This window comes from Streptomyces genisteinicus (assembly GCF_014489615.1).
In the GTDB taxonomy this organism is placed as follows: domain Bacteria; phylum Actinomycetota; class Actinomycetes; order Streptomycetales; family Streptomycetaceae; genus Streptomyces; species Streptomyces genisteinicus.
This window is the reverse complement of record NZ_CP060825.1, coordinates 6,120,095-6,146,049: the sequence shown is the minus strand read 5'-3', so window position 1 is coordinate 6,146,049 and position 25,955 is coordinate 6,120,095. Positions and strand designations below refer to the sequence as shown.

Annotated in this window: 23 protein-coding genes; 8 read left to right on the top strand and 15 right to left on the bottom strand. The window is 75.6% G+C overall.

Annotated elements, in window-relative coordinates; all coding sequences use genetic code 11:
* Positions 1–20 precede the first annotated feature (20 nt).
* The 3 genes from IAG43_RS26415 to IAG43_RS26405 form a co-directional block, all read right to left on the bottom strand.
* Positions 21–386, bottom strand: coding sequence for a hypothetical protein (locus tag IAG43_RS26415; RefSeq protein WP_187743170.1), 366 nt, complete (start codon positions 384–386; stop codon positions 21–23).
* Positions 387–507: 121 nt separating this feature from the next.
* Positions 508–1,716, bottom strand: a complete 1,209-nt coding sequence (locus tag IAG43_RS26410; protein ID WP_187743169.1) for a WD40 repeat domain-containing protein — start codon at positions 1,714–1,716, stop codon at positions 508–510.
* Between the two features lie 121 nt (positions 1,717–1,837).
* Entirely contained in the window at positions 1,838–2,611 is a 774-nt protein-coding gene (locus IAG43_RS26405; protein WP_187743168.1) for a GntR family transcriptional regulator, read from the bottom strand.
* 177 nt (positions 2,612–2,788) lie between these two features.
* On the opposite strand from IAG43_RS26405, the gene IAG43_RS26400 reads away from it, so the two are divergent.
* Together IAG43_RS26400 and IAG43_RS26395 are read left to right on the top strand one after the other, a co-directional pair.
* Entirely contained in the window at positions 2,789–3,634 is an 846-nt protein-coding gene (locus IAG43_RS26400; RefSeq protein WP_187743167.1) for a (2Fe-2S)-binding protein, read from the top strand.
* Positions 3,635–4,024: 390 nt separating this feature from the next.
* Entirely contained in the window at positions 4,025–5,113 is a 1,089-nt protein-coding gene (locus tag IAG43_RS26395; protein ID WP_187743166.1) for a DUF2637 domain-containing protein, read from the top strand.
* A gap of 35 nt (positions 5,114–5,148) precedes the next feature.
* Here IAG43_RS26395 and IAG43_RS26390 read toward each other — a convergent pair whose 3' ends face one another.
* The 4 genes from IAG43_RS26390 to IAG43_RS26375 all read right to left on the bottom strand — a co-directional run bounded on the left by IAG43_RS26390 (position 5,149) and on the right by IAG43_RS26375 (position 10,535).
* Positions 5,149–5,595 carry an ATP-binding protein gene (locus IAG43_RS26390; RefSeq protein WP_187743165.1) on the bottom strand — a complete coding sequence of 149 codons (447 nt, stop codon included), beginning with the start codon at positions 5,593–5,595 and terminating at the stop codon, positions 5,149–5,151.
* A 140-nt stretch (positions 5,596–5,735) separates the two neighbouring features.
* Positions 5,736–7,478 carry a pyruvate dehydrogenase gene (locus IAG43_RS26385; RefSeq protein ID WP_187743164.1) on the bottom strand — a complete coding sequence of 581 codons (1,743 nt, stop codon included), beginning with the start codon at positions 7,476–7,478 and terminating at the stop codon, positions 5,736–5,738.
* Between the two features lie 54 nt (positions 7,479–7,532).
* Positions 7,533–9,800, bottom strand: coding sequence for a protein phosphatase 2C domain-containing protein (locus tag IAG43_RS26380; RefSeq protein ID WP_187743163.1), 2,268 nt, complete (start codon positions 9,798–9,800; stop codon positions 7,533–7,535).
* 135 nt (positions 9,801–9,935) lie between these two features.
* Entirely contained in the window at positions 9,936–10,535 is a 600-nt protein-coding gene (locus IAG43_RS26375) for a hypothetical protein (RefSeq protein ID WP_187743162.1), read from the bottom strand.
* A gap of 185 nt (positions 10,536–10,720) precedes the next feature.
* On the opposite strand from IAG43_RS26375, the gene IAG43_RS26370 reads away from it, so the two are divergent.
* Both IAG43_RS26370 and IAG43_RS26365 read left to right on the top strand, forming a co-directional pair.
* Complete coding sequence (locus IAG43_RS26370) at positions 10,721–11,722, top strand: helix-turn-helix transcriptional regulator (protein WP_187743161.1); 1,002 nt, start codon at positions 10,721–10,723, stop codon at positions 11,720–11,722.
* Between the two features lie 17 nt (positions 11,723–11,739).
* Positions 11,740–12,222, top strand: a complete 483-nt coding sequence (locus IAG43_RS26365) for a DUF456 domain-containing protein (protein ID WP_187743160.1) — start codon at positions 11,740–11,742, stop codon at positions 12,220–12,222.
* A 481-nt stretch (positions 12,223–12,703) separates the two neighbouring features.
* On the opposite strand, the gene rsgA is transcribed toward IAG43_RS26365, so the two are convergent.
* Together rsgA and IAG43_RS26355 are read right to left on the bottom strand one after the other, a co-directional pair.
* Positions 12,704–13,813 carry a ribosome small subunit-dependent GTPase A gene (gene rsgA / locus IAG43_RS26360; RefSeq protein ID WP_187743159.1) on the bottom strand — a complete coding sequence of 370 codons (1,110 nt, stop codon included), beginning with the start codon at positions 13,811–13,813 and terminating at the stop codon, positions 12,704–12,706.
* Positions 13,814–14,138: 325 nt separating this feature from the next.
* Positions 14,139–15,176, bottom strand: a complete 1,038-nt coding sequence (locus tag IAG43_RS26355; protein WP_187744650.1) for a PHP domain-containing protein — start codon at positions 15,174–15,176, stop codon at positions 14,139–14,141.
* A gap of 329 nt (positions 15,177–15,505) precedes the next feature.
* On the opposite strand from IAG43_RS26355, the gene IAG43_RS26350 reads away from it, so the two are divergent.
* Positions 15,506–15,940 carry a subtilase-type protease inhibitor gene (locus IAG43_RS26350; RefSeq protein WP_187743158.1) on the top strand — a complete coding sequence of 145 codons (435 nt, stop codon included), beginning with the start codon at positions 15,506–15,508 and terminating at the stop codon, positions 15,938–15,940.
* A gap of 239 nt (positions 15,941–16,179) precedes the next feature.
* Here the strand turns inward: IAG43_RS26350 and IAG43_RS26345 are convergent, their stop codons facing one another.
* The 4 genes from IAG43_RS26345 to IAG43_RS26330 all read right to left on the bottom strand — a co-directional run bounded on the left by IAG43_RS26345 (position 16,180) and on the right by IAG43_RS26330 (position 19,800).
* Entirely contained in the window at positions 16,180–16,971 is a 792-nt protein-coding gene (locus tag IAG43_RS26345) for a hypothetical protein (RefSeq protein WP_187743157.1), read from the bottom strand.
* Positions 16,971–18,251, bottom strand: coding sequence for a VWA domain-containing protein (locus IAG43_RS26340; protein ID WP_187743156.1), 1,281 nt, complete (start codon positions 18,249–18,251; stop codon positions 16,971–16,973). The genes IAG43_RS26345 and IAG43_RS26340 overlap by 1 nt, the downstream gene beginning before the upstream one ends.
* Before the next feature lie 70 nt (positions 18,252–18,321).
* Entirely contained in the window at positions 18,322–19,191 is an 870-nt protein-coding gene (locus tag IAG43_RS26335; protein ID WP_187743155.1) for a TroA family protein, read from the bottom strand.
* 210 nt (positions 19,192–19,401) lie between these two features.
* Positions 19,402–19,800, bottom strand: a complete 399-nt coding sequence (locus IAG43_RS26330; protein ID WP_187743154.1) for a hypothetical protein — start codon at positions 19,798–19,800, stop codon at positions 19,402–19,404.
* A gap of 132 nt (positions 19,801–19,932) precedes the next feature.
* On the opposite strand from IAG43_RS26330, the gene IAG43_RS26325 reads away from it, so the two are divergent.
* On the top strand, positions 19,933–20,325 hold the full coding sequence (locus IAG43_RS26325) for a VOC family protein (RefSeq protein WP_187743153.1): 393 nt from the start codon (positions 19,933–19,935) through the stop codon (positions 20,323–20,325).
* Here the strand turns inward: IAG43_RS26325 and IAG43_RS26320 are convergent.
* The gene (locus tag IAG43_RS26320; RefSeq protein WP_187743152.1) at positions 20,265–20,999 is read right to left on the bottom strand and encodes a DUF6597 domain-containing transcriptional factor; all 735 of its coding nucleotides are present in this window, start codon (positions 20,997–20,999) and stop codon (positions 20,265–20,267) included. The two genes, IAG43_RS26325 and IAG43_RS26320, sit on opposite strands and share 61 nt — an antisense overlap.
* A 239-nt stretch (positions 21,000–21,238) precedes the next feature.
* Positions 21,239–22,501 (bottom strand): YihY/virulence factor BrkB family protein, encoded by a 1,263-nt coding sequence (locus IAG43_RS26315; protein ID WP_187743151.1) that lies wholly within the window; start codon positions 22,499–22,501, stop codon positions 21,239–21,241.
* Positions 22,502–22,518: 17 nt separating this feature from the next.
* On the opposite strand from IAG43_RS26315, the gene IAG43_RS26310 reads away from it, so the two are divergent.
* On the top strand, positions 22,519–24,153 hold the full coding sequence (locus IAG43_RS26310) for an acyl-CoA dehydrogenase family protein (protein ID WP_187743150.1): 1,635 nt from the start codon (positions 22,519–22,521) through the stop codon (positions 24,151–24,153).
* 410 nt (positions 24,154–24,563) lie between these two features.
* Positions 24,564–25,844 (top strand): helix-turn-helix domain-containing protein, encoded by a 1,281-nt coding sequence (locus IAG43_RS26305; RefSeq protein ID WP_246574569.1) that lies wholly within the window; start codon positions 24,564–24,566, stop codon positions 25,842–25,844.
* Positions 25,845–25,955: the final 111 nt, after the last annotated feature.

The window sequence follows — 25,955 nt, the reverse complement described above, 5'->3', positions numbered from 1 at the left end:
GGGCACGGGAACACGGGCGCTCAGCCCAGCAGCCCCATGATCCGGCCGGGTGCGAGCAGCAGGAGAACGGCCGCGACGGCGACCAGGATCCAGAGGAACGGCCTCAGCCCGCCGCGCGTACGCCGTCGCGGTGCCGCCGTCCAGCTCCGCCAGCCCTCCGGCCGCGCCTGGACGGGCCTTCCCCGGCGGACGAGCCGGCGCACCCTGCCCTGACGCCGCGCCTCCTCCTCGTCGGCGCGCCGGAGCCGTTCGGCGACCATCCGGGCCCGCGCCGAGGGCTCCTTGGGCGCGTGCAGACGTGCCGGCCCCTCGCTGTCGATCTGGAACCTGGCCCATTCCTCGTCGGATATGGGCCGCCCCTGCCCTCCGGGCAGCTCGCCGCTCATCGACTTCCCCCTTGCGTCACGGTCGTGCCGAACAGCTCGGACAGGGTAGTCGACCTCTGGCCATGGAGTGCCGGGCAGTGACCAGCGGCACTTCAGGCCCCGCCCCGGCCCCACACCGGTCTCACCGGGGACGCAGGACGCACAGCGTCTCGTCCGTCCCCACGGCGAGCGCATCGTCCGGGGTGAGGGCCACGGCGCGGACGGCCGGCCCCGGCCGGAAGCCCAGCGGCGCGCGGCCGCGCCCGGGGCGGTGGAGCTCCACCAGGCCGTCGGCCCAGGCGACGGCGAAGGCCGTGCCGTCCGCGGTGGCGGCGGCGTGCAGGGCCACCACCGGGCAGGGCCGCTCGGCGACGGTTGTGCCGGACGCGCGGCGCCCCGGCCTCCAGCGGCGGACCGAGCCGTCCGCCCCGCCGCTGAGGACCGCGGGCGGCCCGTCGCCGTCCGCGGCCGCCAGCGCGGTGACCCGTCCGCAGTGCAGCGCCGCCTGGTGCAGGCCCGCGGCGCCGAAGGCGTGCACGGACCCGGTCCGGTCGCCGACGACCACCGCGCCGCGGGAGACGGCGAGCGCGGTGCCCGGATGGGCGGCGAGGGTGGCCTGCACCGCCGCGGTGAGCGCCGACCCCGGGCCGTGGGTCCGCAGACGGCCGCGTTCGTCGAGCAGCAGCACAGTGGTGTCGGGCAGAGCGGCGACGGCCCTGATCCTGGCCCCGGTCGCCACGGCCACCGGCCGTGCCGCGTCGAGGCCGTGCACGGTGCCGCCGCGGTCGGCCACGAGCATCCGCCCGGCGAAGACGGTCGCGGCCACCACCGGCCCCACGTCCTCGCGCACCTCGCCGACGGACCACGGCGCGGCCTCGGCGAGCCGATCGAGCGCGGTGCGCACCCCCGGTTCCGCGCGGGCCGGCAACGCCGCGAGCAGGCACAGGGCGCGGGCGGCCGGCTCCTGCTCGCGCACGAGCGCCTGTCCGGCGCGCAGCCACGCGGTCCGCAGACCGCCGTGGTCGTGTTCGGACTCCTCGTAGGCGAGGGTGACCCGCTGGGGGTCGGCGGAGCAGACGGACACGGCGTCCGACGGGTCGACGGCCCCGGGGGCCGCGCCGCCGGGCGGTGTGTCGATGCGCACCGGTCCGTGCCCGAACTCGTCCATGACGGCGGCCAGTTCGGTGACAGCCGCCGGATCGGCACCGGGCAGCACCAGCCGCGAGCCCGCGGTGGCCGCTCCGCTCAGCAGTGCCGACCTCAGTTCCGCGGGCGTGCCCGCCACCACCCCGAGCTGGTTCGCCGCCGCCCAGACCGTGCCGCGCATCCCGCCCCCGCGCCCCGTCGTCACGCCGTCGTACCCGCCCCTCGCACCGTTCCCCGCCGTCACACCGCCGGCCCCCGGCCCCGTGCCCGTGCGGGCCGGGTCCGGACACCGTCCCCGTCCCCGTCGCCGCGCCCGTGGACCGCCCTCAGCTCTCGGCGCCGGCGAAGTGCTCGCGCACGAGCGACTGGACCACCGGCAGGTCCTGGGCGATCAGCGCCTCCAGCAGCGCGGCGTGCTCGGCGGCGTCCGCCACGAGCACGGCCCGGTCCGGCAGCGGCCCCGGCCTCGCCGCCGGGGTGCGGGTCATCGGCCACTGGGAGCGGCGGTGCAGATCGTCGGCGACGGCGAGGAGCTGGCGGTTGCCGGCGAGCGCGAGGACGGCGTGGTGGAAGGCCCGGTCCGACTCGGCGTAGGCGGCCCGGTCCCCGGTCGCGGCCGCGCGGGCCGTCTCCTCCGCCAGCGGCCTGAGCGCGGCCCAGCGTTCCGCGGGGACGGTACGGGCGAGCCGCAGCATCACCGGCACCTCGATCAGCGCCCGCACCTCGGCGAGCTCGGCCAGCTCGCGGGCGGTGCGCACGCAGACGCGGAAGCCCCGGTTCGGGACGACCTCGACGGCGCCCTCGACGGCGAGCTGCTGCATGGCCTCGCGCACGGGGGTCGCCGAGACGCCGTAGCGCTCGCCGAGCGCGGGAGCGGAGTAGACACGCCCGGGCACCAGGTCGCCGTCGACGAGCGCGGTGCGCAGGGCGTCGAGCACCTGATTGCGCACCGAGTGCCGCCGCACGGGGACGGGCGCGTCGCCCCGGGGCCGTTCGCCGCCGGGGTCCGGCGCCGCGGACCGCGGACCGCCCTGGAGCGGGACGCGCGGGGAGGCGTGCGGCTGCCGCACGGCGGCGTCACGCGCGCGTGCCTGCTCCACTCGGTGCCTCCTCCGGCCGACGGGGACCGGCTCGGTGCTCCGTGGCCGGTACGGACCCGGCTGGCGAGCACCGGGTCCCAGGTGCACGATAGGCGGGCGGGGCGCAGGTTCACACATCGCGATGATCAGGTAAGGTAAGGCTAACCTGCTAACGATCGCGATGCGGTGGTCCCCGGCATGACTCTTCCCGCCCTGCTCCCCGGCCTCGTCTCCCCCGTCGACGCGGCCTACGCACGCCTGACCGAGGTCTTCGCCGGGCTGAGCGTCACGGAGCTCGGCGCCGGTGAGCCCGCCCCCTCGGGTGACGGCTGGGTCCTCGCGGGCGATCTCGCCGCCGGCGACGCCGCCCTCGACGCGTTCCTCGCCTGGGACGACGCCCAGGTACGGCGCGACTACGGCCGTCCCGCCCGCCCCGACGTCATCGCCAGCTTCGGCCTCCACCGCTACGCCTGGCCCGCCTGCCTGCTGATCACCGTCCCCTGGTTCCTGCACCGCCGCGTCCCCCGCCTGCCGGCCGGCTCGGTCTCCTTCCAGCGCGAGCGCGGGCGGATGGCGGTCCGGGTGGACGGCTTCGCCTGCCTGCCGGACGACCCGGCGGCGCTGCTGCCCGGAGCCCGCGTCGTCGCGGACGAGGAGGCACTGCGCGCCGAGGTCCGCGAGGCCGTGGCCGAGCACCTCGGCCCGGTGCTGGCCGGATTCGGCCCCAGGATGCGGCGACGGGGCCGCGCCCTGTGGGGCATGGCGACCGACGAGGTCGTCGAGGGCCTGTGGTACGTCGCCCACCTGCTCGGGGAGGAGCGGCGCGGGGTCGCCGAGCTGGAACTGCTGTTCCCCGGCACGACGGCTCCCTACATCGGCACGGCCGCGTTCCGCGAGCTGACCGTCCCGGACGGCGAACCGCTGCGGACGCGCGACCGGGCGAGCTGCTGCATGTTCTACACACTGCGCCCCGAGGACACCTGCACCACCTGCCCGCGCACCTGCGACGCGGACCGGGTGGAGCGCCTGCGGCAGAGCGCCTGACCGCCGCCGCGCACACCGCAGGACAGCCCCGCGCCCGCCCGCCCGCCGCCGGCCGGTGCACGCCCTGCGCTCCCCCGCCGCACGGCACGCACCACGCCCGGCCGCCGACCGGTGCGCACCTCGCCCCGGCCTCCCCCGCCCCATGGCTCGAACCACCCCTGCCGCCCCGCCGCACGTCGCACACCGCGCCCGGCCGGTCCACGCCACGCTTTCGGGGGAGTCGCGCCCGAACACATCACAGGCTCACCGCAAGACCGTTCGACCCAATCACACCTATTCGTGCCCTGAACCGCCCCGTTGGCGTTCTCTTGCCCCGAAACCCCCCGTGGGCCCCGCACCGGTCGGCCACTATGGCCGCCGAACCGCCGACCGCGATGCAAGGGACACCGCATGAGACTGACCGACATATCGCTGGACTGGCTGCTTCCCGGCGCCGTGCTGCTCCTGGGAGTCCTGGCGGCGGTGGCGGTGCTCGCGCGCGGCAAGCGCGCCGGGGCGAAGGCCGCGGCCGACGACTCCTGGGAACGCAGCGAGGAACGCCGCAGGCGCAAGGAAGCCGTCTACGGAACCGCCTCCTACGTACTGCTGTTCTGCTGCGCGGCGGTGGCCGCCGCGCTCTCCTTCCACGGCCTGGTGGGCTTCGGACGGCAGAACCTCAACCTCTCCGGCGGCTGGGAGTACCTGGTCCCCTTCGGCCTGGACGGCGCCGCGATGTTCTGCTCCGTCCTCGCCGTGCGGGAGGCCAGCCACGGCGACGCCGCGCTGGGGTCGCGTCTGCTGGTGTGGACGTTCGCCGGCGCCGCCGCCTGGTTCAACTGGGTGCACGCGCCGCGCGGCCTGGGCCACGCGGGAGCCCCGCAGTTCTTCGCGGGCATGTCCCTGTCGGCCGCGGTGCTGTTCGACCGGGCGCTCAAGCAGACCCGGCGCGCCGCACTGCGCGAACAGGGCCTGGTGCCCCGTCCGCTGCCGCAGATCCGGATCGTCCGCTGGCTCAGGGCGCCCAGGGAGACGTTCGCCGCCTGGTCGCTGATGCTGCTGGAGGGCGTGCGCACCCTGGACGAGGCGGTCGACGAGGTGCGCGAGGACCGGCGGGAGAAGCAGCAGAACAGGCTGCGCCGCCGCGACCACGAGAAGCTGGAGCGCGCCCGGCTCAAGGCGTACAACCGGCAGCACCGCGCCTGGGGGATCGGCCGGACCGGCCGGCCGGCCCAGCTCCCCGCCCTCGCACCGGCCGGGTCCGCCCAGGGCCAGGTGCCGTCCCAGGCTCCGTCGGTGGAGACGACGGGCTCCGTCGTGGAGCCCGCCATAGCCGAGCCGGGTCAGCCGCAGGTGCGCTCCCGGCCCCCCTTGCAGGCCGTCAGGCCGAAAGGCGCTGAGCCCGTCACGGTGGACCTGACCGCCGAGGACGACACCCAGACGTTGCCGCGTCTGGACTCCCTGGAGCAGAAGCTCAAGGACCTCGAGCAGCAGTTCGGCTGAGCGGGACCCACGCGTGGGGCGGCACGGACCTCCGGTCAGGCCGCCCCCGCGTGCAGTTCGAACCAGACCACCTTCCCCACGCCCTGTGCCGTGCGCACGCCCCAGGCGTCCGCGAGGCATTCGACGAGGATCAGTCCCCTGCCCGACGTACCGAGGTCGGCGTTCGGTACGTCGGACACGGAGAGACCCGCCACGAAGTCCCGCACCTCCACGTGCAGGCGCGAATCCTCGACGGTGGCGGTGACCACGGCCCCGTGGTCGGTGTGTATCAGCGCGTTGGTCACCAGTTCGCTCGCGAGCAGTTCGGCGACGCCCGCGGCGTCGCCGCCGTCGCCGTCCGCCGCCCGGGAGCCGGGCTCGGGCCACTTGCCGAGGAGGTCGCGTAACGCATGCCGCACCTCGGGCACCGCGGTGAGGTCACCGCTGCCGAGTCTGCGGTGGAGCCGTCCTCGCACTCCGGCGCCCCCGTGACGTCCAGTCATCTTCCCCCCACTCGGCACCGGCCCCCGGCCCGTGACCGTCGACGGTCGCAAACGTTCACCGGATGCATGCCCCACAGGCGCAACACCACGCATACCGCGGGAGATCGGCCGGGCTCCCCCTCCGGCACCCGCGGCACGCCTCAGGGGCGGGGCACGTTGCGCAGGTTGGACCGCGCCATCTGGAGCATCCGGCCGACTCCGCCGTCCAGCACCACCTTGCTCGCGGACAGCGCGAACCCGGTGACCATCTCGGCGCTGATCTTCGGCGGGATGGACAGCGCGTTCGGGTCGGTCACCACGTCGACGAGCGCGGGCCCCTTGTGGCGGAAGGCGTCCCGCAGCGCACCGGCCAGATGCCTGGGCTTCTCGACCCGCACGCCGAAGGCGCCGGCTGCACGGGCGACGGCCGCGAAGTCGGGGTTGTGGTTGGTCGTGCCGAACGACGGCAGCCCTCCCACCAGCATCTCCAACTCCACCATGGACAGGGATGAGTTGTTGAAGAGCACGACCTTCACCGGCAGGTCGTACTGGACGAGGGTGAGGAAGTCCCCCATCAGCATGGTGAACCCGCCGTCCCCCGACATCGAGACCACCTGGCGGCCGCGGTCGGTGAACTGGGCGCCGATCGCCTGCGGCAGCGCGTTCGCCATCGATCCGTGGGTGAACGAACCGATGATCCTGCGGCGGCCGTTGGGCGAGATGTAGCGCGCCGCCCAGACGTTGCACATGCCCGTGTCGACGGTGAACACGGCGTCGTCGTCGGCCATCTCGTCCAGCACGGAGGCGACGTACTCGGGATGGATCGGCGTGCGCTTCTCGACCTTGCGGGTGTACGCCTTGACCACACCCTCCAGCGCGTCCGCATGCTTCTTCAGCATCTTGTCGAGGAAACGCCGATCGGTCTTCGGCCGCACCCGCGGGATCAGGCACCGCAGCGTCTCGCGCACGTCGCCCCAGACCGCGAGATCCAGCTTGGATCGCCGCCCGAGGTGCTCGGGCCGCACGTCGACCTGGGCGATCTTCACGTCGTCGGGCAGGAACGCGTTGTAGGGGAAGTCCGTGCCCAGCAGGATCAGCAGATCGCAGGCGTGGGTGGCCTCGTAGGCGGCGCCGTAGCCGAGCAGTCCGCTCATACCGACGTCGTAGGGATTGTCGTACTGAATCCACTCCTTGCCGCGGAGCGCATGCCCGACGGGCGACTTGATGCGCTCCGCGAACTGCATGACCTCGGCGTGCGCGCCCGCCGTGCCGCTGCCGCAGAACAGCGTGACCCGCTCGGCCTCGTCGATCATGGCGACCAGCTTGTCGATCTCGGTGTCACCGGGACGGACCGTGGGCCGGGTGGTGACCAGCGCGTGCTCGGCCGTCCGCTCGGGCGCGGGCCGGTCGGCGACGTCGCCGGGCAGCGTCACCACGCTGACCCCGCTGCGGCCCACGGCGTGCTGCACCGCGGTCTGGAGCAGGCGCGGCATCTGCTGCGGGCTGGAGATCATCTCGCAGTAGTGGCTGCACTCGCGGAACAGGAGTTCGGGGTGGGTCTCCTGGAAGTAGCCGAGGCCGATCTCCGAGGAGGGGATGTGCGAGGCGAGCGCGAGCACCGGGGCCATGGAACGGTGCGCGTCGTACAGACCGTTGATGAGGTGGAGGTTGCCGGGGCCGCAGGACCCGGCGCAGGCGGCGAGCCTGCCGGTGATCTGCGCCTCGGCACCCGCGGCGAAGGCGGCGGTCTCCTCGTGCCGGACCTGGATCCACTCGATGCCGGAGGTGCGGCGGACGGCGTCGACGACCGGGTTGAGGCTGTCGCCGACGACTCCGTACAGCCGCTGCACCCCCGCCCTGACCAGGATGTCGACGAACTGCTCGGCCACCTTCTGCTTCGCCATGGGATGCGCGCCCTTTCTCGTGGACCTCGGTCCATCAACCCACGGGCCCGCGTGTCACGCCTCCCAGACGGCCACCGCCGTACGGTCGTCCGCGTAGCCCTTGACCCGGACCTGGGTGTCCGCGAGGAACTCCGCCATGCCCGGGGCGTCCGCCCCCTGCCAGCGCGCGGCCAGTTCGCCGGCGAGCGCCGGCTCGCCGCGCAGCGGCTCGGCGAGGCCGCTGCTGCACAGCAGCAGGGTGTCACCCGGACGGGCCACCGAGGCGCGGAAGCGGAACGGGTCGGCGGGCGGCGGGACGGGCTCCTCGATCAGGGGCGGCCGGGTGGCGATGCTCAGGTCCATGGTGAACCGGTCGCCCTCCGGGCCCGCCTCGGGCGGGGCGGAGCCGTAGCCGACGACGGGCCCGCCGGCCGGCGCGGTGTCCCGCACCAGCGGTTCGAGGTCCTGCCAGGCCCCGTCCCGCAGCCGGAACAACCCGCCCGGACCGACACCGAAGAAGACCCGGGTGCGGCACTCGGGGTCGGCGGACAGCAGCAGGCAGCGCAGCCCGGCGGCGTACTCCTCCGGCCCGACGCCGAGTTCGGCCGCCCGCGCCCGCAGCCGGCCCAGGGTGCGGTCGGTGAGCCGGTGCAGCCCCGAGCGCAGGTCGCCCCGGCGGCCGGCCCTTATGTCGTCGCCGAGGCGGGCGTGGCTGCGGCCGACGGCCGTCCCGATCCAGCGGCAGGCGTCGCCCGCGGCGAGATGGGCGTACTCGGCGTGCCGGCTGCCGCCCGCGACGGCCACCAGCACGAGCGCGTCGTGGCCGGAGCCGAAGCGGGCCGTGAGCAGCGCGTCGCTGCGCGGCTCGCCCCGGAACCGCGCCGAGTCGCCGCGCACCGACGCGGCCCGCAGGGTGTACGTCCCGTACCGGGCGCCGTCGACCACGGTGTCGGCCACGAGCCGGTCGAGATCCAGGGCGTCGGCCGCCGGCAGGGCGGTGGGCTCGGACTCGTAGGTGGGCGGCCCGCCGCCCACGTGCCCGACGACGGGCCGGGCGCCCGCGGTGCGCGGATCGGCCGCAGGGCCGCCGGGGGCGGACCGCGCGGCCGGCACTGCCCGCACGCCGGGGGCGGTGGTGTGGGGTGGGGCTGCGGGCGGATCGCCGGCCCCGGCCCGCGGGGCACCCGGCGTCGCGGCGGGGGCCGCGCTCCCGAGGGCCGGAACGGGGTCGGCCGCGGGCGGGGCGACGGCAGTTCCGGGCGCCGCGGGCGGCACCGCATCCCCGGAGGGCGGGGCGGCCGCGGGCGCGGCAGGCGAGACCGGGCGGGAAGTGGAGAGGGGTGCTTCCGCCGCCGGGGGTGGTGTGCCGCGCAGCGGCTGGTCGGGGGCGGTCTCCGGGGGCAGCCAGGGCGGGGGCACCGGCTCCCACACCGACCGCGCGGCTCTCCACGGCGGGGGCGCCTGCACGGGAGGGCCGCCCGCGGCCCCCGCCGGCCCGGGCGCGTCCGGCGTGACCGGCTCCGGACCGGGCACACCCGGTGTCACCGGCTGCGGCCCGGGCACGTCCGGCATGACCGGCTCCGGACCGTTCACACCCCGTGTTACCGGCTCCGGACCGTGCACGTCCGGCGATCGCAGGTCGGGCGATCGTCCGGCCTCGGGCCGGCCCGGGGACGGTGCCGTCGCCGGACTTCCGGCCGGACCGGGCTCCGGTCCGCTCCCGCCCGCGTCGGCGGGCGACCAGGGTGAGCCGGGCGCCGGCCTGTTCGCTCCGCCGCCCGGCCACTCCGCACCGGGGCGGGACGGATTCCCCGGCGCCCGCGACGGTGGAGAGGCTTCCCGCGAGGGGCCGTTCAGCCAGTCCGACGGCGCCTCCGCGGCACCCCCGGACGGCTCCCCCGGCCCTGCTCCCTGCCGCGGCCCCGACGACGCCTCCCCCGGCGGGCGGCCCGATCCGCCCCGCGGCACGCCCGTGCCGGGCGGGTGGGACGCGGAGCGCGAGGAGGCACGGGACGGGTCGCGCGGCCGGCCGGCGCCGGGTGCGTCCGGGTCACCGGCCGACGGCGGGGACGCACCGGGCTCGTCCGGGTCACCGGGGCGCGCGCCCGGACGGCCGGGCTCCGCGAGCGCCCCCGCCACCGGGCCGGGGGTGTCCGGAGGCGGGTCCCACCAGGCGCGGGGGCGGGTCACCGTGGCGGGGGCCGATGCCAGGCGGTCGTCGAGGGTGTCGCCCGTCGGCGCGGGCGGCGGGCCCGCGTCCGGGGCGGAGTCGTCGTAGAGCTTCGCCCACCAGTCGTCCTCGGCACTCGGCCGGGCCGGCGGCCGCTCCCCCTGTTCGCTCATGCCCTTATTGTCCACCGCGGGGCCCCGCGGAAAACGGTCCCCGGCGAAAAATGGCAATGCGACAAACGGCTGCCGAAAGGGTCCGCCGGGCGGCCCAACCCCCCACGGGAAGGACGCCCGGCGGACCGGTCGTGATCAGCGCACGGCGTATGCGCCGATCACGAGCTGGGTGACGGATCCGCCCTGGGCGTCCGTCGGTTCGGCCTGCGGCCCGGCCGGACCGCAGGCCGCGTCCGTGCGGTCCGCGGTGGCGCTCCGGGCGCCGTGAGACCGCTGCGTGACCGGCTCGGCCCGTGCCGCGCCGCCGCCGTGCGAGCACGACGGCTCCGCGACGGTCGGGGCGCCGGGCTGGTGGCCCGCGCGGCCGACGACGCCGAGGGTGATCCGCTGTCCGTCGCGCGGGGCGACGGACGCGAGGGTCGTCAGCGCCTGTGTCGAGCGCTTCCCGACCGCGGCCGGCTGTCCGATCTTCGTCTGGGTGGGGGAGAGTTCGTACGAGCCGTCCTCCGCCGGGGTCTCGAAGCCCCCGGTCCGGTATCCAGTCTGCCCTATCCCCTCGCCGTTGCGCACCCGTCGCCGGCGTCCGATGTCCCCGAACACCCCCTCCCGCGGCCCGCGTTCACCCGTCGCACACCTCGCGGGCGCGGTACCGCCGGCGGCCGCCCGGGCGAGGGCGGCGACGCCGGGGGCGGCAAGGGCTCCCGCTTCCCGTGCCGTACGCGATACCGGACGCATCGCCCTCCCTTTCCGAAACCGGCAGCAAACGGGTACAAAGGCCCGACTGCCGGAGGCTGTTGGTGCTGCGGTGGCGCCACATTGGCAGAGGAGCGGGTGATGCAGGGATGATGTTGCGCGGCGGGTTTGCGCCGTGGCCGGTTTCCGCCACGGCGGCCACAGGGGCACGTCCGGGGAGGGGCACTGTGCTGGGAGCGATAGGTCTCGACGAACGGCAGGAGACCGCCTACCGCGCACTGGTCGCGCTGGGGGCGGCGGAGATCCCGGATCTCGCGCGCCGGCTGGCGCTGCCGGAGCCGGACACCGAGCGGGCGCTGCGCCGCCTGGAGCAGCAGGGGCTGGCCGCCCAGTCCTCGGCACGCCTCGGGCGCTGGGTGGCAGCCCCGCCGGGAGTGGCACTCGGGGCGCTGCTGACACAGCAGCGTCACGAGCTGGAGCAGGCGGAGCTCGCCGCGGCGCTGCTGGCGGAGGAGTACCGGGCGGAGTCGGCGGGTCCGGCGGTGCACGACCTGGTGGAGGTGGTGACGGGGGCGAGCGCGGTCACCCACCGGTTCGTGCAGTTGCAGCTGGGGGCCGCCGACGAGGTCTGCGCCCTGGTGACCGGCAAACCGATCGCGGTCAGCGGCATGGACAACGAGGCGGAGGAGAAGGCGGCGGGGCGGGGCGTCGCGTATCGGGTGGTCGTCGAGCGCGAGGTGCTGACCATGCCCGACGGGATCACCGAACTGACGGCGGCGCTCGGACGGGAGGAGCAGGTCAGGGTGGCCGACCGGGTGCCCACCAAGCTCGTCGTCGCCGACCGGTCGCTCGCGATGGTGCCGCTGAACCGGCGCGGGGCGGAGCCCGCGGCTCTGGTCGTGCACGCCAGCGGACTGCTGGAGTCGCTGATGGGCCTGTTCGAGGCGGTGTGGCGGGAGGCGCTGCCGCTGCGGCTGGCCGCCGGGGGCGACTCGGTCTGCGAGGACGGGGGCACCGCGCCCGACGCGACCGACCTCCAGATCCTCTCGCTGCTGCTCGCGGGCATGACGGATGCAAGCGTGGCCAAGCAGCTGGACCTGGGGCTGCGCACCGTGCAGCGCCGGGTCAAGGGGCTCATGGAGCTGACCGGCGTCACGACCCGGCTGCAGCTGGGCTGGCACGCCTACGCGAGGGGCTGGGTCGCCCGCGACCTGCGGGGACGCGACTGATCCTGCACGCTGGGCAGATGGGCGTGTGGCAGCTGCTGATGGTCGGCGGGGTGATGCTGCTGGGTCTGCTGGGGGTACTGGTCCCGGGTGTGCCGGGGCCGTGGCTGGTGTGGGCAGCCGTGCTGTGGTGGGCGCTGCACGAGCTGACCGGGACGGCGTGGGCGCTGCTGGTGGGCGCGACGGCCGTGCTGCTGATCAACCAGGTGGTGGTCTGGCTGCTGCCGCCGCGGCGGCTGCGCGGGATGGGCATCACCCGCCGCACGGCCGTCTACGCGGGGACGGGCGCGCTGGCCGGGTTCGTCCTGCTGCCGGTGGTGGGGGCCGTACCCGGCTTCATCGGGGGCGTCTACCTCTGCGAGCGGCGCCGCCTCGGCGGCCACGGCCAGGCGAAGGCGTCGACACGGGCCATGATGCGCGCGGCCGGCACCAGCGTGCTGGCGGAGCTCTTCGGCTGCCTGCTGGTCGTGGGGGCATGGGTGGCGGTGACGGTGCGCGGCTGACGCGCGGGGGCGGGCACGGTGACGCGCCGGGGGCGTGACCGTGCGTGGCCGATGCGCCGGAGGCGGCGGCCGTGCCCGGTCCCTGCCGACGCGCCGGGACCGGGCAGGCTGGTGCGCCGGGACCGTCACCGTACGCGGGACGGCCATGGTGGACAGCCCCTGCGCGACGCCAGGGCCCCCGCACGGCTGCACACGCTGCGGCCACCGTGCCCGGCAGCCCCGCGAGAAGGGTGGCCCCGCGAAGCTCACGCACAGGGCCGGGACCGTGCGCGGCTGCGCACGGTCCCGGCTCACGCGCCACGTGGCCCGTACGGCGGAACGCGGTGAGCCGGACCGCGCCCGGCACCCAGCGCCCTCGACCGGGGTCGGGCGTGACCCGTCCCGCCCCGCCCCATGACGGGCCGGGGCGGACGGCAGACGGCAGACGGCAGACGGCAGACGGCAGACGGGACAGCGTGCCCGGCACGCGGGCCGACGGCGCTCAGCGCACGCGCCCGCGCTTCGCCTCCATCGCCGCCCGGCCCTCCGCTCCGCGGAGCTTCCAGTCGCGCCGCATCTCCGCGCGCAGGCGCGCGTCCGTCTTGGCGACGATCCGCCGGTTCTCGCGGAGCAGCTTGCGGTAGCTCTCCAGCCGCCGCTCGGGCAGGGTGCCGTCCTCGACGGCGGCCAGGACCGCGCAGCCGGGCTCGGCGACGTGCGCGCAGTCGTGGAACCGGCACCGGGCGGCGAACTCCTCCACCTCGGAGAAGACCTGGCCGACACCGGAGGCGGCGTCCCACAGGCCGACCCCCCGCACCCCTGGGGTGTCGATGAGGACTCCCCCGCCGGGCAGGACCAGCAGGTTGCGGGTGGTGGTGGTGTGCCGGCCCTTGCCGTCCGCCTCCCGGGTGGACTGGACGGCCATGGCGTCCTCGCCCAGCAGCAGGTTGGCCAGGGTCGACTTTCCGGCGCCGGAGACGCCGAGCAGCACACTGGTACCGCCCGAGAGGATTGCGGCGAGCACCTCGGTCCCCTCCCCGGTGGCGGAGCTGACGGGCAGCACCTGGACGCCGGGGGCCGTGGTCTCGACGTCCTGGACCAGGTACGACAGGCCGGTGACGTCGGGCACCAGGTCCGCCTTGGTGAGCACGACGAGCGGGGTGGCGCCGCTCTCCCAGGCGAGGGCGAGGAAGCGCTCGATGCGGCCGAGGTCGAGTTCGACGGCGAGCGAGACGCAGACCACCGCGTGGTCGACGTTGGCCGCCAGGATCTGGCCCTCGGAACGCTGCGAGGAGGTGGACCGCACGAAGGCGGTCCTGCGGGGCAGCACGGTCCGGGCGTACCGGGGGTCGCCGTCGGCGTCCACGGCGACCCAGTCGCCGGTGCACACGACCCGCATCGGATCGTGCGGAGTGACGAACTCGGTGTCGGCGTGGACGGTGCCGGCCGGAGTGACGACGTCGCAGCGGCCGCGGTCGACCCGGACGACCCGGCCGGGCAGGAGGCCGCGGTCGGCGTACGGGGCGAACACGTCCGCCCAGTCGTCGTCCCAGCCGTAGGCGGTCAGGGAGTGGTGGTTGTGGTGCGGGTCTGCGGAAGCAGGGAGGTTCAAGGGGTGCCCTTCACAGGGTGGCCCCGGCGGCGCCGGTGATCCGGCGCGGTGCGGTGGTGGTCAGCCGGTGGCCACGGAGGTGGAATTGACGGTCTCTCGGATGCGGGCAGCGCCCGTCGCCATGACAGCCATCGGTCACACCTCCTGGTCCTGGTCGGCTCGCGGGCGGCACCCGGGCCGCCCTCTCACAACGCGGCACACGTTAGCCCCTCGCCGCCGGCGGGTGCCACCGGTTTTCCCGCCGCCTTTCCCGCCGCCTTTCTTGCCGGGCCGCGGTCGCCCCGGACGCCCCCGTCCAGCCGTGCGTCCGCGCGCCGGCCGGGGCTCAGGCCGCGGCGGGCGGACGGCGGGTGCGGGTCCATTCGGCCAGCGCGCCGGCCGTCCAGGTGTTGACCACGCGCTCCGCGGGGACCTCGCAGCGCTCCGCGCGGTCGCAGCCGATGATCTGCCAGTCCAGCTGTCCGGGCGCGTGGGCGTCGGTGTCGACGGCGAAGAGCGTGCCGGCGCCGACCGCGCGGCGCAGCAGCCGCAGGGGCGGGTCGCGGCGCTCCGGGCGGGAGTTGATCTCGACGGCGGTGCCGTGCTCGGCGCAGGCCGCGAAGACCTCGTCGGCGTCGAAGGACGACTCCGGGCGGGTCCCGCGGCCGCCGGTGACGAGACGGCCGGTGCAGTGGCCGAGGATGTCCGCGCGCGGGTCGGAGACGGCCGCGACCATGCGGCGGGTCATCGCGGGCGCGTCCATGCGGAGTTTGGAGTGCACCGAGACCACGACGACGTCGAGCCGGTCGAGCAAGTCGGGGTCCTGGTCGAGGGAGCCGTCGGGGAGGATGTCGCACTCGATCCCGGTGAGCAGACGGAACGGCGCCCAGGTGGAGTTGAGCTGCTCGATCAGCTCCAGTTGCTCCCGCAGCCGTGCGGCGCTCAGTCCGTTCGCGACGGTGAGACCGGGCGAGTGGTCGGTGAGCACGGCCCACTCGTGGCCCAGCAGCGCCGCCGTGCGCCCCATCTCCTCGACGGGGCTGCCGCCGTCGGACCAGTCGGAGTGCAGATGGCAGTCGCCGCGCAGGGCCGCCCTGAGGTCGCCGCCGCCCTCCGCCAGTGGTTCGGCGCCGGCCTCCTCCTCCAGCCGGCGCAGGTAGGCGGGCGTCCGCCCGGTGAGCGCCTCCTCGGCGACCTGGGCCGTCTTCGGCCCGACGCCCTTGATCCGCACGAGGGTGCCGGCGGCGGCGCGGCGGGCGGTCTCGTCGGGGCCGAGGCCGGCCAGCAGGGCGGCCGCGGTCCTGAAGGCGCGGACGCGGTAGGTCTCGGCGAGGGAGCGTTCCAGCAGGAACGCGACGCGCTCCAGTGCTTCGACGGGGTCCATCGGCACCTCCGGGTTCCTTCTGCCAGTGAACCCCGGGGAGGCGGATCGGTCCAGCGGGTGAGCGACCACAGCGTGAACCACAGGAGACCTTTCAATCAACGCTTCAAGCATTGATTGGCCTAGTAATTGCAGGCTCAATGACGCGATGGGCTTTCTTCGGCCGTTTCCCGGACTACTGAACGGCGATTCAGCACGGAGATTGCGGTGACAATCCGCCCATCGAGGGTCACAAGGGGTGACCGAATCGCGCGGTCGGGGCACACGCGGCGGCCCCGGGTGAGCAAGACTCCGTCCGATTTCCGAAACAACGACCCCAAGGAGTGTTCGAAATGCGGTACATCGCCAGAGGACTCGCGCTCGCCGGTCTCTCGCTCGGCCTCGCCGTCGCCCCGGCGGCCGGCAGCGCCGGCGCGGCGCCCCAGGAAGCGCGGAGCCTCTACGCGCCCTCCGCGCTGGTCCTCACCGTCACCACGGGCGACGACGCCGTGAACGGCACGGTCCTGCGCGCGGTCACGCTCGGCTGCGCGCCCACGGCCACCGGCACCCACCCGGCGGCCCGCGCCGCCTGCGCCGAACTGCGGGTCACCCAGGGCCGGTTCGAAGCGGCCACCGCGGCGGCCCCGGGGATGAGCTGCACCCGGCAGTGGGACCCGGTGACGGTCACCGCCGACGGGGTCTGGAACGGCAAGCGGGTCTCCTACACGCACGTGTTCGGCAACACGTGCCTCCAGGGCGCCTCGACCGGCGTGGTCTTCGACTTCTGAGCCCCGGTCCGGTTCGGGGGACCCGGGCGGTCCGGGTTCCGGGGCCCGGTCCGGGTTCCGGGGAGGGCCCGCCGCGCCGGATCGGCGAGCGAGCGCGGAAGGCCCCCGGCCAGAGGGCGGACGCGCCGCCCGGTTCCGGCGGCCGGACACACGGAGCGGCCGCGGCGTGACGACGCCGCGGCCGCTTCCTGACGTCCTGCGGGGCGGTCCCGGACGGGACCGCCCCGCAGGACGTCTCCTCAGGCGCCCGGCGCAACCCGCGCGGGCCGGCCGGAGCCGCGGGTCAGGACGTAGCCGCCGATGCCGGCGAGCGCCGCCAGCAGTCCGCCCGCGCCGGTCCAGATCCACCGGTCCGACCACCAGCCGGACGACCAGTCGAGCGCCGCCTCCTCCTCCTTGCGGCGCTCGTCGGCCGAGACGCCCGGTACCAGGGGCTCCGCCAGCGAGCCGTCGACCGCCCAGGCGCCGCCGGCCTGCCGGGAGACGGCCTCCACCTCGGCCCGCACGGGCAGGCCCTGGTCCTGCTCCGGCTGGGCGGTGACGGTCAGCCGGATGTAGTAGCTGCCGGGCAGCGGATCGTCCGACCACGGGTCGGCGAGCGCCCGTACCGGCCGCAGGGTGCACGACAGCTCGACCTTCGCCGCGTCCGCGGCGGCCGTCCGGCTCTGCATGCCGTACATGCAGGGCTGGCGGCGGCGCAGCCCGTCGTACACGTCGATCCGCCAGTCCGCCGCGCCGTGCCGTGCGGTCGGCTCGGGCAGGGTGACGGAGGCGCGCACCGTGGGGCGGTCCCCCGCGTCGGCCGGGAACACCCAGTACAGGTAGTCACCGCTCGACCCGTTCGCGGTCGCCTTCTGGCCCTGTTCGACCGGGGTCGCGGTGCGGAAGGAGGTGCCCGCCTCGGTGGGCGTGGAGCCGTCCTCCCCGGACGGTGACGGCGACGGGGTGTCGGCCGGTGCCGCCGCCGCGGCCGGGCCCAGCAGGGTCGCGGCGGCCAGCGCACCGGCCGTCAGTATCCTTGCGAAGCGCATCAGTTGGTCCTCCATACGGCGATCCGCCAGCGCGAGACCCAGCCCCAGACGAGCCCGGCCGCGAAGCCGGCGAGTACGAGCACTCCGAGCAGCCACCAGCCGCGGCCCAGGCCGAACGAGGCCGTGTCGGAGGCCGCGTCCGGGGAGCCGACGACGTCCACCGCGAGTTCGACCGGCAGACCGGGCTCGGTCTTGACGCCCGGGGCCGCCGCGAAGGAGTTGCTGACCTGGAGGCAGACGGTCTCCGCGGCCGGCTTGAGGTCGACGTCGTCCTCGTCCTCGGCCTCCGCCTTCGGATACCGCAGACCGGTCGAGATCAGGTCCGTCCGGCCGTCACCGGCCTCCGATCCGCGCACGATCTCCCGGCCGTGGACCGTGACGGCCCGCAGCAGCACGCCGTAGTCACGCGCGACGGCCCGGTCGGCGGCGACGCTGACCGAGGCACGCAGTTCCTGGCCGGGCAGCACGTCGACCCGGTAGAAGCGGTGCTCGCCGAACTTCTCGCGGTCGGTCCACAGACCGGGCGTCAGGGTGGGCGCGTCCGCACAGCGGGCGGCGCCCTCGGTCGCCACCGGCGTGACCACGGGATCGGCGGCGCGCTCCACCAACTGGCTCACCCGGCCGGAGAGTTCGTCGGTGTGCTGCACGGAGGTGTAGGTGCCTCCGGTGGCGTCCGCGATGCAGCGCAGCTGGGCACGGGTCTTGGCGTCGGGCACCAGACCGAGCGTGTCGATGACGAGGTGGATGCCCTTGGCCGCGATCTCACGGGCCACCTCGCACGGGTCGAGCGGCGCGCAGGTGTCCTCGCCGTCGGTGATGAGGACGATCCGGCGGGTGGCGTCCCCGCCCTCCAGGTCCTTCGCCGCCCCCAGCAGCGCCGGGCCGATGGGCGTCCAGCCGGTGGGGGCGAGGGTCGCGACGGCGGCCTTGGCCTCGGTCCGGTCGAGCGGACCGACCGGGTACAGCTGCCGGGTGTCCTTGCAGCCGCGTTCGCGGTCCTCCCCCGGGTAGTCCGCACCGAGGGTGCGGATGCCGAGCTGCACCTCCTCCGGCACGGCGTCCAGGACCTCGTTGAACGCCTGCTTCGCGGCCGCCATCCGGCTCTTGCCGTCGATGTCCCGGGCGCGCATCGAGCCGCTCACGTCGAGCACGAGCTCGACCTTGGGGGGTTCCTTCGCCGCGGGCTCGTCGGCCGCGGCCGTCCCCGCCGGGAGCAGCCCGGCGGCCAGGGCCGCGAGCAGGGCGCACGCCCCGGCCGCCAGCCGTTTCCTTATGATCATCAGCGGATCGTATTGATGATCGGCCGGTGTGCCAAAACGCGTCGGCGGCAGGGGCGTTGCCCGGTGCCGTTCAGTCCTGCCGGGCCGTCAGGGCCTCGGCGACGGAGCGCAGGAACGCGTGGTGGGCGCGGGCGCTGCACGGGAGTTCGGGGTTCCACGGCACGATCCGGGCGCGGGCCGCGATCTCGCGCCAGCCCGCGGAGCGGGCGAGGCTCTCGGGCGGCGCGGCGTTGGCCCGCACGTCGAGGAGCACGACGTCCGGCTCCAGCAGTGCGGCCCGGTCCCAGTCGGTCGTGGACCAGTTGACGCCGGCGCCGGGCGCGGGCGCCGCGAGGGTCACTCCGTGGTCCGCCAGTGCCCGCAGGTCCGGCCAGGCCCCGGGCCTCGCGACGTGCACGCTCTCGGGTCCGGCGGGCGACAGCGCGAGGACGCGTGCCCCGCCCGCCCCGTGCGCCGCGGCCCGCAGCGCTTCCCCGGCCCCATCGGTGGGGGCGGTCGGGGGCGGAGCGCCGAGCGACACGGCGAGTTCGGCGAAGCGCGTGCGCATCCGGTCGAGCGAGCGCTCCTGCCCTACGTCGAGGACGACGACGGGCAACCGCTCCTCGATCCGCTCGGCCGTGTCCGGGTCGAGCCCGTAGACAGGACCGCCCGCCCCGTACGCGACGGCGACCAGCAGATCGGGCCCGGTGTCCAGCACCGCGGCGTCGTCGAGGGCGGGGCCCGGCCCCAGGTAGACGGTGTCGTCCGGCAGCCGGCCCGCCTTCACCGGATCGGCCGCGGCGCCGTCGTGCGCGGAGCCGAACACGGCCACGGGGCGTATGCCGAGGTCGCACAGGGCGGCCCCGGCCTGTATGTAGGCGACGGGCCGCACGGGCGTACGGGGTGCGGCGGCCCGGCGGCCCCGGTCGTCCAGGAACGTCCATCCGTTCTCGTGCGCCATCCGGCCTCCACTCGGTTCGCGGCGGCGTGCGGCGTCCGCCGGTCCGTCCGGGGGCGGACGCCGCACGGGTCGTCCGTCCCCTGCCCACACCGCACCCGCCGTACGCACACCGACCCGCTCGGACGGGCGGGCGGGAGGGCGTTCGGGACGGCGGGCGCGTCCGGAGCCGCACGAGCGCGGCGGCCGCGCCGGCGCCCCCGGCCGTACGCGTCAGGACTCGTGCAGCGCGTGGCCGCCGTCGCGGAACACCAGCACGGTGGGACCGGCGTCGTCCGTGGCGCGGAAGTGGCCCGCGTAGCCGTCGTGTTCGGCGTGCGGCGCGATCAGGTCGAGCAGCCCGGTCAGCATGCCGAGGTCGTCGTCGAGCCACAGGTTGCGGGTGAACAGGCCCCAGCCGTGGTGGTCCCCGGGCCGCAGCGCGGCGACGTCCCCGCCGGGCAGACCGCTGTACGGATCCGGCTCCAGCAGCGGGTACGCGTGCACGTGGGGATCGAGTCCGGGCGGCGGCTCCGGCCGCTCGCCCAGGTGCCATCGCAGGGCCGCGATCACGTCGTCGGGCAGGTCGTCGCGGAGCGCGCAGGCGAGGACGACCTCGTAGTGGAGGCTCACCGGTCCATTGTCCGGCGGACGCCGGACGGTGACAGGACCGGGTCGAGGGACGGGGCCCGAGAGGGAGCCGGCCCCGGCACGGCGTCCGAAACGTTCAAGACCGCGGGGCGCACGCCCGCCTACGGTGAGCCCATGACTCCACGACTCGACGCCATCAGCCTCATCGTCTCCGACATGGCGGCATCGCTCGCCTTCTACCGCCGGCTCGGCCTGGAGCTCCCCGACGGGGCGGACGGCGCCCCGCACGCGGAGGCCACCCTGCCGGGCGGCACACGGGTGCTGTGGGACACCGAGGAGACCGTCCGCACCTACGATCCCGGCTGGACCCGGCCCGAGGCCGGCGAGCGGCTCGGCCTCGCCTTCCGCTGCGACGGTCCCGCCGAGGTCGACGCCCTCTACGCAGAGCTGCTGGCCGCGGGCCACCGGGGCCATCTGAAGCCCTGGGACGCCGTCTGGGGCCAGCGCTACGCCGTGGTGCTCGACCCGGACGGCATGGGCGTCTCCCTCTTCGCCGACGCCTCGTAGGCACGCAGCGTGGTCCCCGCGAGGGCCCGCATCTCTCGGGCGAGGTGCGCCTGGTCGGCGCACCCGGCCAGCAGCGCCGCCTCGCCGTACGGGACGCCGCCGCGCACCAGGGCGAGGGCGCGCTGGAGCCGCAGGATGCGCGCGAGGGTCTTCGGCCCGTAGCCGAAGGCGTCCAGCGAGCGCCGGTGCAGCTGGCGGACGCCGAGCCCGGCGGCGTCCGCGGCGGCGGCCACCGTGCCGCCGGACACCAGGTGCCGCACGACACGGGCCGCCAGCGGGTCGGGCGGGCCGCTCCGGGCCGCCCGGGCGAGGGAGACGGCCTCCAGTCCGGCGCCCGGGTCCCGCTCGCCGATCCGTGCGGCCGCCGCGCGGGCCGGGGCCGAGCCCCACAGGTCGGCGAGGTCGGCCCGCAGGTCGCGCAGTTCGTGTGCGGGGACGCCGAGGACGGCCGGAGCGGCGCCGGGAGCGAACCGGATGCCCGTCCACCGGGCGCCCGCCGTCCCGGAGGGCATGTGCGCCCGGGTGTCGGGGCCGGCCACGAAGAGCCGGCCGTCGTTCCACAGCAGGTCCATGCAGCCGTCGGGCAGCACGGGGTGCACCGTCCCGTCGTGGACCTCGGCGGTCCGGGTCCAGACCACCGCACCCGGCAGCCGTGCGGGCCGTTCCCTGTACATGGCTCCAGGCTACGGCGCACGGCACGCGCCTCACCGTCCGGCCGGGGTCACCCGCACCGCCCGACGGCGCCCATGACCCCCGGCGCGGGCGCGCACGGGAGCCGGCCCCACGCCGGGGAACAGACAGCACGCCCGGTGCCGGCGGTCGCCGGGCCGGACCGCGGAACCCGGACCCGGTCCCGGACGGCCGCAAGGACGGCCACGACGACGGCCGCGAAGGACTGCCGCGAGGGACCGCCTCAGCGGCTCTCCCGCCCGTCGTCCCCGGTGGCGTTCCCGGTCCGCTCCCCGCCCCCGCCCCCGCTGCCGTCGGCGTCCTGCTCGCGGGGCGCGTCCCTGGCCTTGTCCCGGCCGGTGTCGCGGCCGTTGTCCCGGCCGGTGGTCAGACCGGTGTGGAGACGGGACTTCACGTCGTCGGGCGGCAGGAAACGGGACCAGCGCTCGGGGAACTCGGACGGCATCTCACCGAAGTCGCCGTCGTCGTCGTCCTCCTCGTCGCCGTACAGCTGCGCGGCACGGGCGCGGGCCAGCAGCTCCGCCGCGTCGGCCGCGCGGGCACGCTCGTTCGCCGCGCGGGCCGCGGCCGTCGCCACCGAGGGCCACACTCGGTCGATGGCCGCGTTGACGGCCGCGCCGACGAGGACCGCGAAGGCCGAGATGCCGATCCACAGCAGGAAGGCGATCGGCGCGGCGAGGGAGCCGTAGATGGTCGGCCCCTCCACCTGGCTGGTCAGGTAGATGCGCAGCAGGAAGCTGCCCAGGACCCACATGGCGAGCGCCACCAGCGCGCCCGGGATGTCCTCGACCCACGGCGAACGCACCGGGACGGACACGTGGTAGAGCGTGGTGAGGAAGACGACGGAGAGCAGGATGACCACGGGCCAGTAGAGGATCCGCACCACCTCGGTGCCCCAGGGCATCAGCTCCACGACCCGGTCGGGCCCCACCACGGCGAGCGGCAGCACGACCGCGCCGATCAGCAGGGCGATGAGGTAGAGGAGGAACGCCAGCAGCCGGGTGGCGACGATGCCGCGCTGGCCGTCGAGCCCGTACATGACGGTGATGGTGTCGATGAAGACGTTCACCGCCCGGGATCCGGACCACAGCGCGATGGCGAAACCGATCGAGATCAGGTCGGGCCGGCCGCCCTGGGTGACGTCCTCCAGCAGGGGTTTGGCGATGTCGTTCACGCCGCGGTCGGAGAGCACGGTGCCGACGGCGGTGAGGATGTTCTCCTCGATGGAGGCGACGGTGGTGGTGCTGGTCCAGTCGTCGATGTAGCCCAGCAGGCCGAGCAGACCGAGCATCAGCGGCGGTACCGACAGCAGGGTGAAGAACGCCGCCTCCGCCGCGAGGCCGAGAATGCGGTACTCGATGCACGAGTTGACGGTGTCCTTCAGCAGCAGCCAGGTCATCCTCCGCTTCGAGACGTTGCGGTAGAGGACTCGGGCCCGGTGGAGCCGGCCCGGCGGCCGCTCGGGTGTTTCGTTTGCTGCCTGCACCTCCTTACCGTATCGGCATGGCACCGGGCACCCACACAGTGACCAACCAGGCTCCGCCCCTGGTCGGGTACGACGTCTTCACCGCCGACCGCGCGCTCACCGAGGCGGTCGCGCGCCATGTCGCCCCCGGGGCGCTCGCCGCGGCCCGGGAGGAGCTGTCCCTGCTCGGCCGCTCGGCGGGCTCGGCACAGGTCCAGGAGTGGGCGGAGCGGGCGGACGGCGACCCGCCGCGGCTGCGGACCCACGACCGCTGGGGCAACCGCGTGGACGAGGTCGCGTTCCCGCCCGCCTGGCACCGGCTGCTCGGCAAGGCGGTCTCCGCGGGACTCACCGACGCCTGGAGCAGGGAGCACGGCCACGTCCGCCGGGCCGCCGGATTCCTCGTGTGGACCCAGGCGGAGGCGGGGCACCTGTGTCCGGTCTCGATGACCCACGCGGCGGTTCCGGCGCTGCGCACGGACCCCGCGGCGGCCGCCGAGTGGGAGGGCAGGCTGCGCTCGTCCGTGTACGAGGAGGGCCTGCGGCCCGCCCGGCTGAAGGCCGGCGCCCTCGCGGGGATGGGCATGACCGAGAAGCAGGGCGGCAGCGACGTCCGTACGGGCACCACCCGGGCCCGGCCGCTGGCGGCCGACGGGGAGTACGCGCTGACCGGCCACAAGTGGTTCTGCTCGGCGCCGATGAACGACGTCTTCCTGGTGCTGGCGCGGGCGGACGGCGGGCCGAGCTGCTTCCTGGTGCCCCGGGTGCTCGACGACGGGACGCGCAACGTCTTCCGGCTCCAGCGCCTCAAGGACAAGCTGGGCAACCGGTCCAACGCCTCGGCCGAGGTCGAGTTCGAGGGGACCTGGGCACGCAGGGTGGGCGAGGAGGGCGCCGGGGTACGCACCCTCATGAAAATGGTCGCGGCGACCCGGCTCGACTGCGTGCTCGGCTCCGCGGGGCTGATGCGCCAGGCCGTGGCGCAGGCGATCCACCACTGCGCCCACCGCACCGCGTTCGGCGGACTCCTCGTGGACCGGCCGCTGATGCGCAACGTGCTGGCCGACCTGGCCCTGGAGTCGGAGGCGGCGACCGTGCTCGGCATGCGGCTCGCGGCGGCCTCCGACGCGGACACCGAGTCCGAGCGGGCGCTGCTGCGGATCGCGCTGCCGGCGGCGAAGTACTGGGTGGCCAAGAGGTGCACTCCGCTGGTCGCCGAGGCTCTGGAGTGCCTGGGCGGCAACGGGTACGTGGAGGAGTCCGGCATGCCCCGGCTGCTGCGGGAGTCCCCGCTGAACTCGATCTGGGAGGGCCCGGGGAACGTGCAGGCCCTGGACGCGCTGCGGGCGCTCCAGCGGGAGCCGCAGGCGGTGGACGCCTTCCTCCGGGAGGTCGGCGCCGCCCGCGGGGCCGACCACCGGCTCGACGCGGCGATCCGCGAGCTGCTGACGGAGCTGGCCGATCTGGCGGGGATCGAGGCGCGGGCGCGGCGGGTCGTGGAGCGGATGGCGCTGGTGCTCCAGGGCTCCCTCCTGGTGCGCTGGGCGCCGCCCGAGGTGGCGGACGCGTTCTGCGCGTCACGGCTCGGGGGCGAGTGGGGAGCGGCCTTCGGCACGCTGCCGCACACCCTCGACCTTGCCGCGGTGGTGGACCGGGCACGGCCCGTGGCATGAGCCCTGGAGGGGCGGGGCCGGACGGGGCACGGGAGCCGGGTGCGGAGCCGGACCGGAGCGGCCGGAGGACCCGGACGGGGCGCGGGGCACCGGGCCCGGGATCCGGACGGGGCGCGGCGGGGGCGGACACGTCGAACGGGCGCGGGCCAGGTGCAGGCGACCCGCGCCCGTGACATGTGATCGGGTGGTGCTGCGCCGACACGGCACCACCCCACCGGCGGGCCGGTGTCCGGTCACCCTCGTACACGCGCACGCGTGTGTGCGACGGTTGCAGGGGGTTGCAACGTTGTGAGGCGTATCGCGGCGCCCGCCCGCCCCGCAGGGCAGGATGGGGCCCGGACCCCCTCCTGCCCCGCCGGACGGGGCCCGAATCCCGTCCGCACGGACACCGGCGACGCCAAGGAGGCGCGGTGGAGAACTCCACGGTCGATCTCGCCCGCCTGTCCGCCATGGACGCGGCGGCGGCCGTCCGGATGCTGAAGGGCGTACGGGACGCGGCCCTGTCCGGCCGCAGGACGCCGGTGGGCCCCCGTGCGGACATCGACGAGTCCTGGCAGCGGATGCTGCGCGGCGGTGTGGACCCCGACCGGGACCGCAGGGCGGGCGTGCTGCCCCTGGAGGAGATCGAACGGCGCCGGCTCGCCTCCCCGCTGCGGGAGGTGCTGCCCGTGCTGCGCGACAACCTGGTGTCGATCGCGGAGGCCGCGCAGCACATCATGGTGGTCGCGGACGCCGACGGCCGGCTGCTGTGGCGCGAGGGCAGCGCGCCGGTGCTCCGCAAGGCCGACGCCTTCGGCTTCGTGCCGGGTGCGGACTGGAGCGAGGCCCTGGTCGGCACGAACGGCGTGGGCACACCGCTGGTCAGCCGGAGGCCGGTGCAGGTGCACTCCGCGGAGCACTTCGTCTCCACCCACCACACCTGGACGTGTGCCGGTGCGCCGATCACCGACCCGCGGGACGGGCGGCTGATCGGGGTCGTGGACATCAGCGGGCCGCTGTCGGCGATGCATCCTGCGTCGCTCGCGCTGGTCACGTCGGTGACCAGACTCGCCGAGGCGGAACTGCGCAACCGCCATCACGAGGCGCTGGACCGGCTGCGCAGCACGGCCTCTCCGCTGCTGAGCAGGCTCGGCGGGCGGGTGCTCGCCGTGGACGAGCGGGGGTGGACGGCCGCCGTGTCCGGTATGCCGCCGCCGGGCAGGGTGGCGCTGCCGAAGTCGGTCCGGGCCGGGCGGCAGTGGCTGCCCTCGCTCGGCGCCTGCACCCTCGAACCGCTGCCGGGCGGCTGGCTGGTGCGGGTGGACGACGGCGACGCCGCGCCCGAGGGCCGGGGCCGGGTGGTCCTCGACCTGAGCCGGCCGCACCGGCCGTCGGCGCGGATATCCGGCGGCGCGGGCAGCTGGTCCCACGAGCTGAGCCCGCGCCACGCGGAACTGCTGTACCTGCTCGCCCGCAACCGCGAGGGGCGCACCGCGGCCCAGCTCGCCGAGGACATGTTCGCCGACCGCACCCGGACGGTGACGGTCCGGGCGGAGATGTCACGGCTGAGGCGCCACTTCGCCCAGGTCCTCGCCCACCGGCCGTACCGGTTCGCCGAGGAGGTCGAGGTGGAGCTGGTGGTCCCCGAGGACCCGGCGGCGCTGCTGCCCCGCTCCACGGCACCGGCCGTCCGCCGGGCCCGCGCCGCGTAGGGTCTCCCGTCCGGAAGGCGGCGGATCAGGGCGGATCAGCCCCGGTCGCCGGGACGCGCACGGCGTCGCTCTTCGGCCGTTTGGCCGGATACGGACGGCATGGTTCCCTGA

What these genes read in the sequence shown, in the direction of transcription:
- IAG43_RS26415 (WP_187743170.1), bottom strand. Translation starts at nt 386, where the DNA reads ATGAGCGGCGAGCTGCCCGGAGGGCAGGGGCGGCCCATATCCGACGAG.
- IAG43_RS26400 (WP_187743167.1), top strand. Translation starts at nt 2,789, where the DNA reads ATGACTCTTCCCGCCCTGCTCCCCGGCCTCGTCTCCCCCGTCGACGCG.
- IAG43_RS26395 (WP_187743166.1), top strand. Translation starts at nt 4,025, where the DNA reads ATGAGACTGACCGACATATCGCTGGACTGGCTGCTTCCCGGCGCCGTG.
- IAG43_RS26390 (WP_187743165.1), bottom strand. Translation starts at nt 5,595, where the DNA reads ATGACTGGACGTCACGGGGGCGCCGGAGTGCGAGGACGGCTCCACCGC.
- IAG43_RS26385 (WP_187743164.1), bottom strand. Translation starts at nt 7,478, where the DNA reads ATGGCGAAGCAGAAGGTGGCCGAGCAGTTCGTCGACATCCTGGTCAGG.
- IAG43_RS26380 (WP_187743163.1), bottom strand. Translation starts at nt 9,800, where the DNA reads ATGAGCGAACAGGGGGAGCGGCCGCCGGCCCGGCCGAGTGCCGAGGAC.
- IAG43_RS26375 (WP_187743162.1), bottom strand. Translation starts at nt 10,535, where the DNA reads ATGCGTCCGGTATCGCGTACGGCACGGGAAGCGGGAGCCCTTGCCGCC.
- IAG43_RS26365 (WP_187743160.1), top strand. Translation starts at nt 11,740, where the DNA reads ATGGGCGTGTGGCAGCTGCTGATGGTCGGCGGGGTGATGCTGCTGGGT.
- IAG43_RS26355 (WP_187744650.1), bottom strand. Translation starts at nt 15,176, where the DNA reads ATGGACCCCGTCGAAGCACTGGAGCGCGTCGCGTTCCTGCTGGAACGC.
- IAG43_RS26350 (WP_187743158.1), top strand. Translation starts at nt 15,506, where the DNA reads ATGCGGTACATCGCCAGAGGACTCGCGCTCGCCGGTCTCTCGCTCGGC.
- IAG43_RS26345 (WP_187743157.1), bottom strand. Translation starts at nt 16,971, where the DNA reads ATGCGCTTCGCAAGGATACTGACGGCCGGTGCGCTGGCCGCCGCGACC.
- IAG43_RS26340 (WP_187743156.1), bottom strand. Translation starts at nt 18,251, where the DNA reads ATGATCATAAGGAAACGGCTGGCGGCCGGGGCGTGCGCCCTGCTCGCG.
- IAG43_RS26335 (WP_187743155.1), bottom strand. Translation starts at nt 19,191, where the DNA reads ATGGCGCACGAGAACGGATGGACGTTCCTGGACGACCGGGGCCGCCGG.
- IAG43_RS26325 (WP_187743153.1), top strand. Translation starts at nt 19,933, where the DNA reads ATGACTCCACGACTCGACGCCATCAGCCTCATCGTCTCCGACATGGCG.
- IAG43_RS26320 (WP_187743152.1), bottom strand. Translation starts at nt 20,999, where the DNA reads ATGTACAGGGAACGGCCCGCACGGCTGCCGGGTGCGGTGGTCTGGACC.
- IAG43_RS26310 (WP_187743150.1), top strand. Translation starts at nt 22,519, where the DNA reads ATGGCACCGGGCACCCACACAGTGACCAACCAGGCTCCGCCCCTGGTC.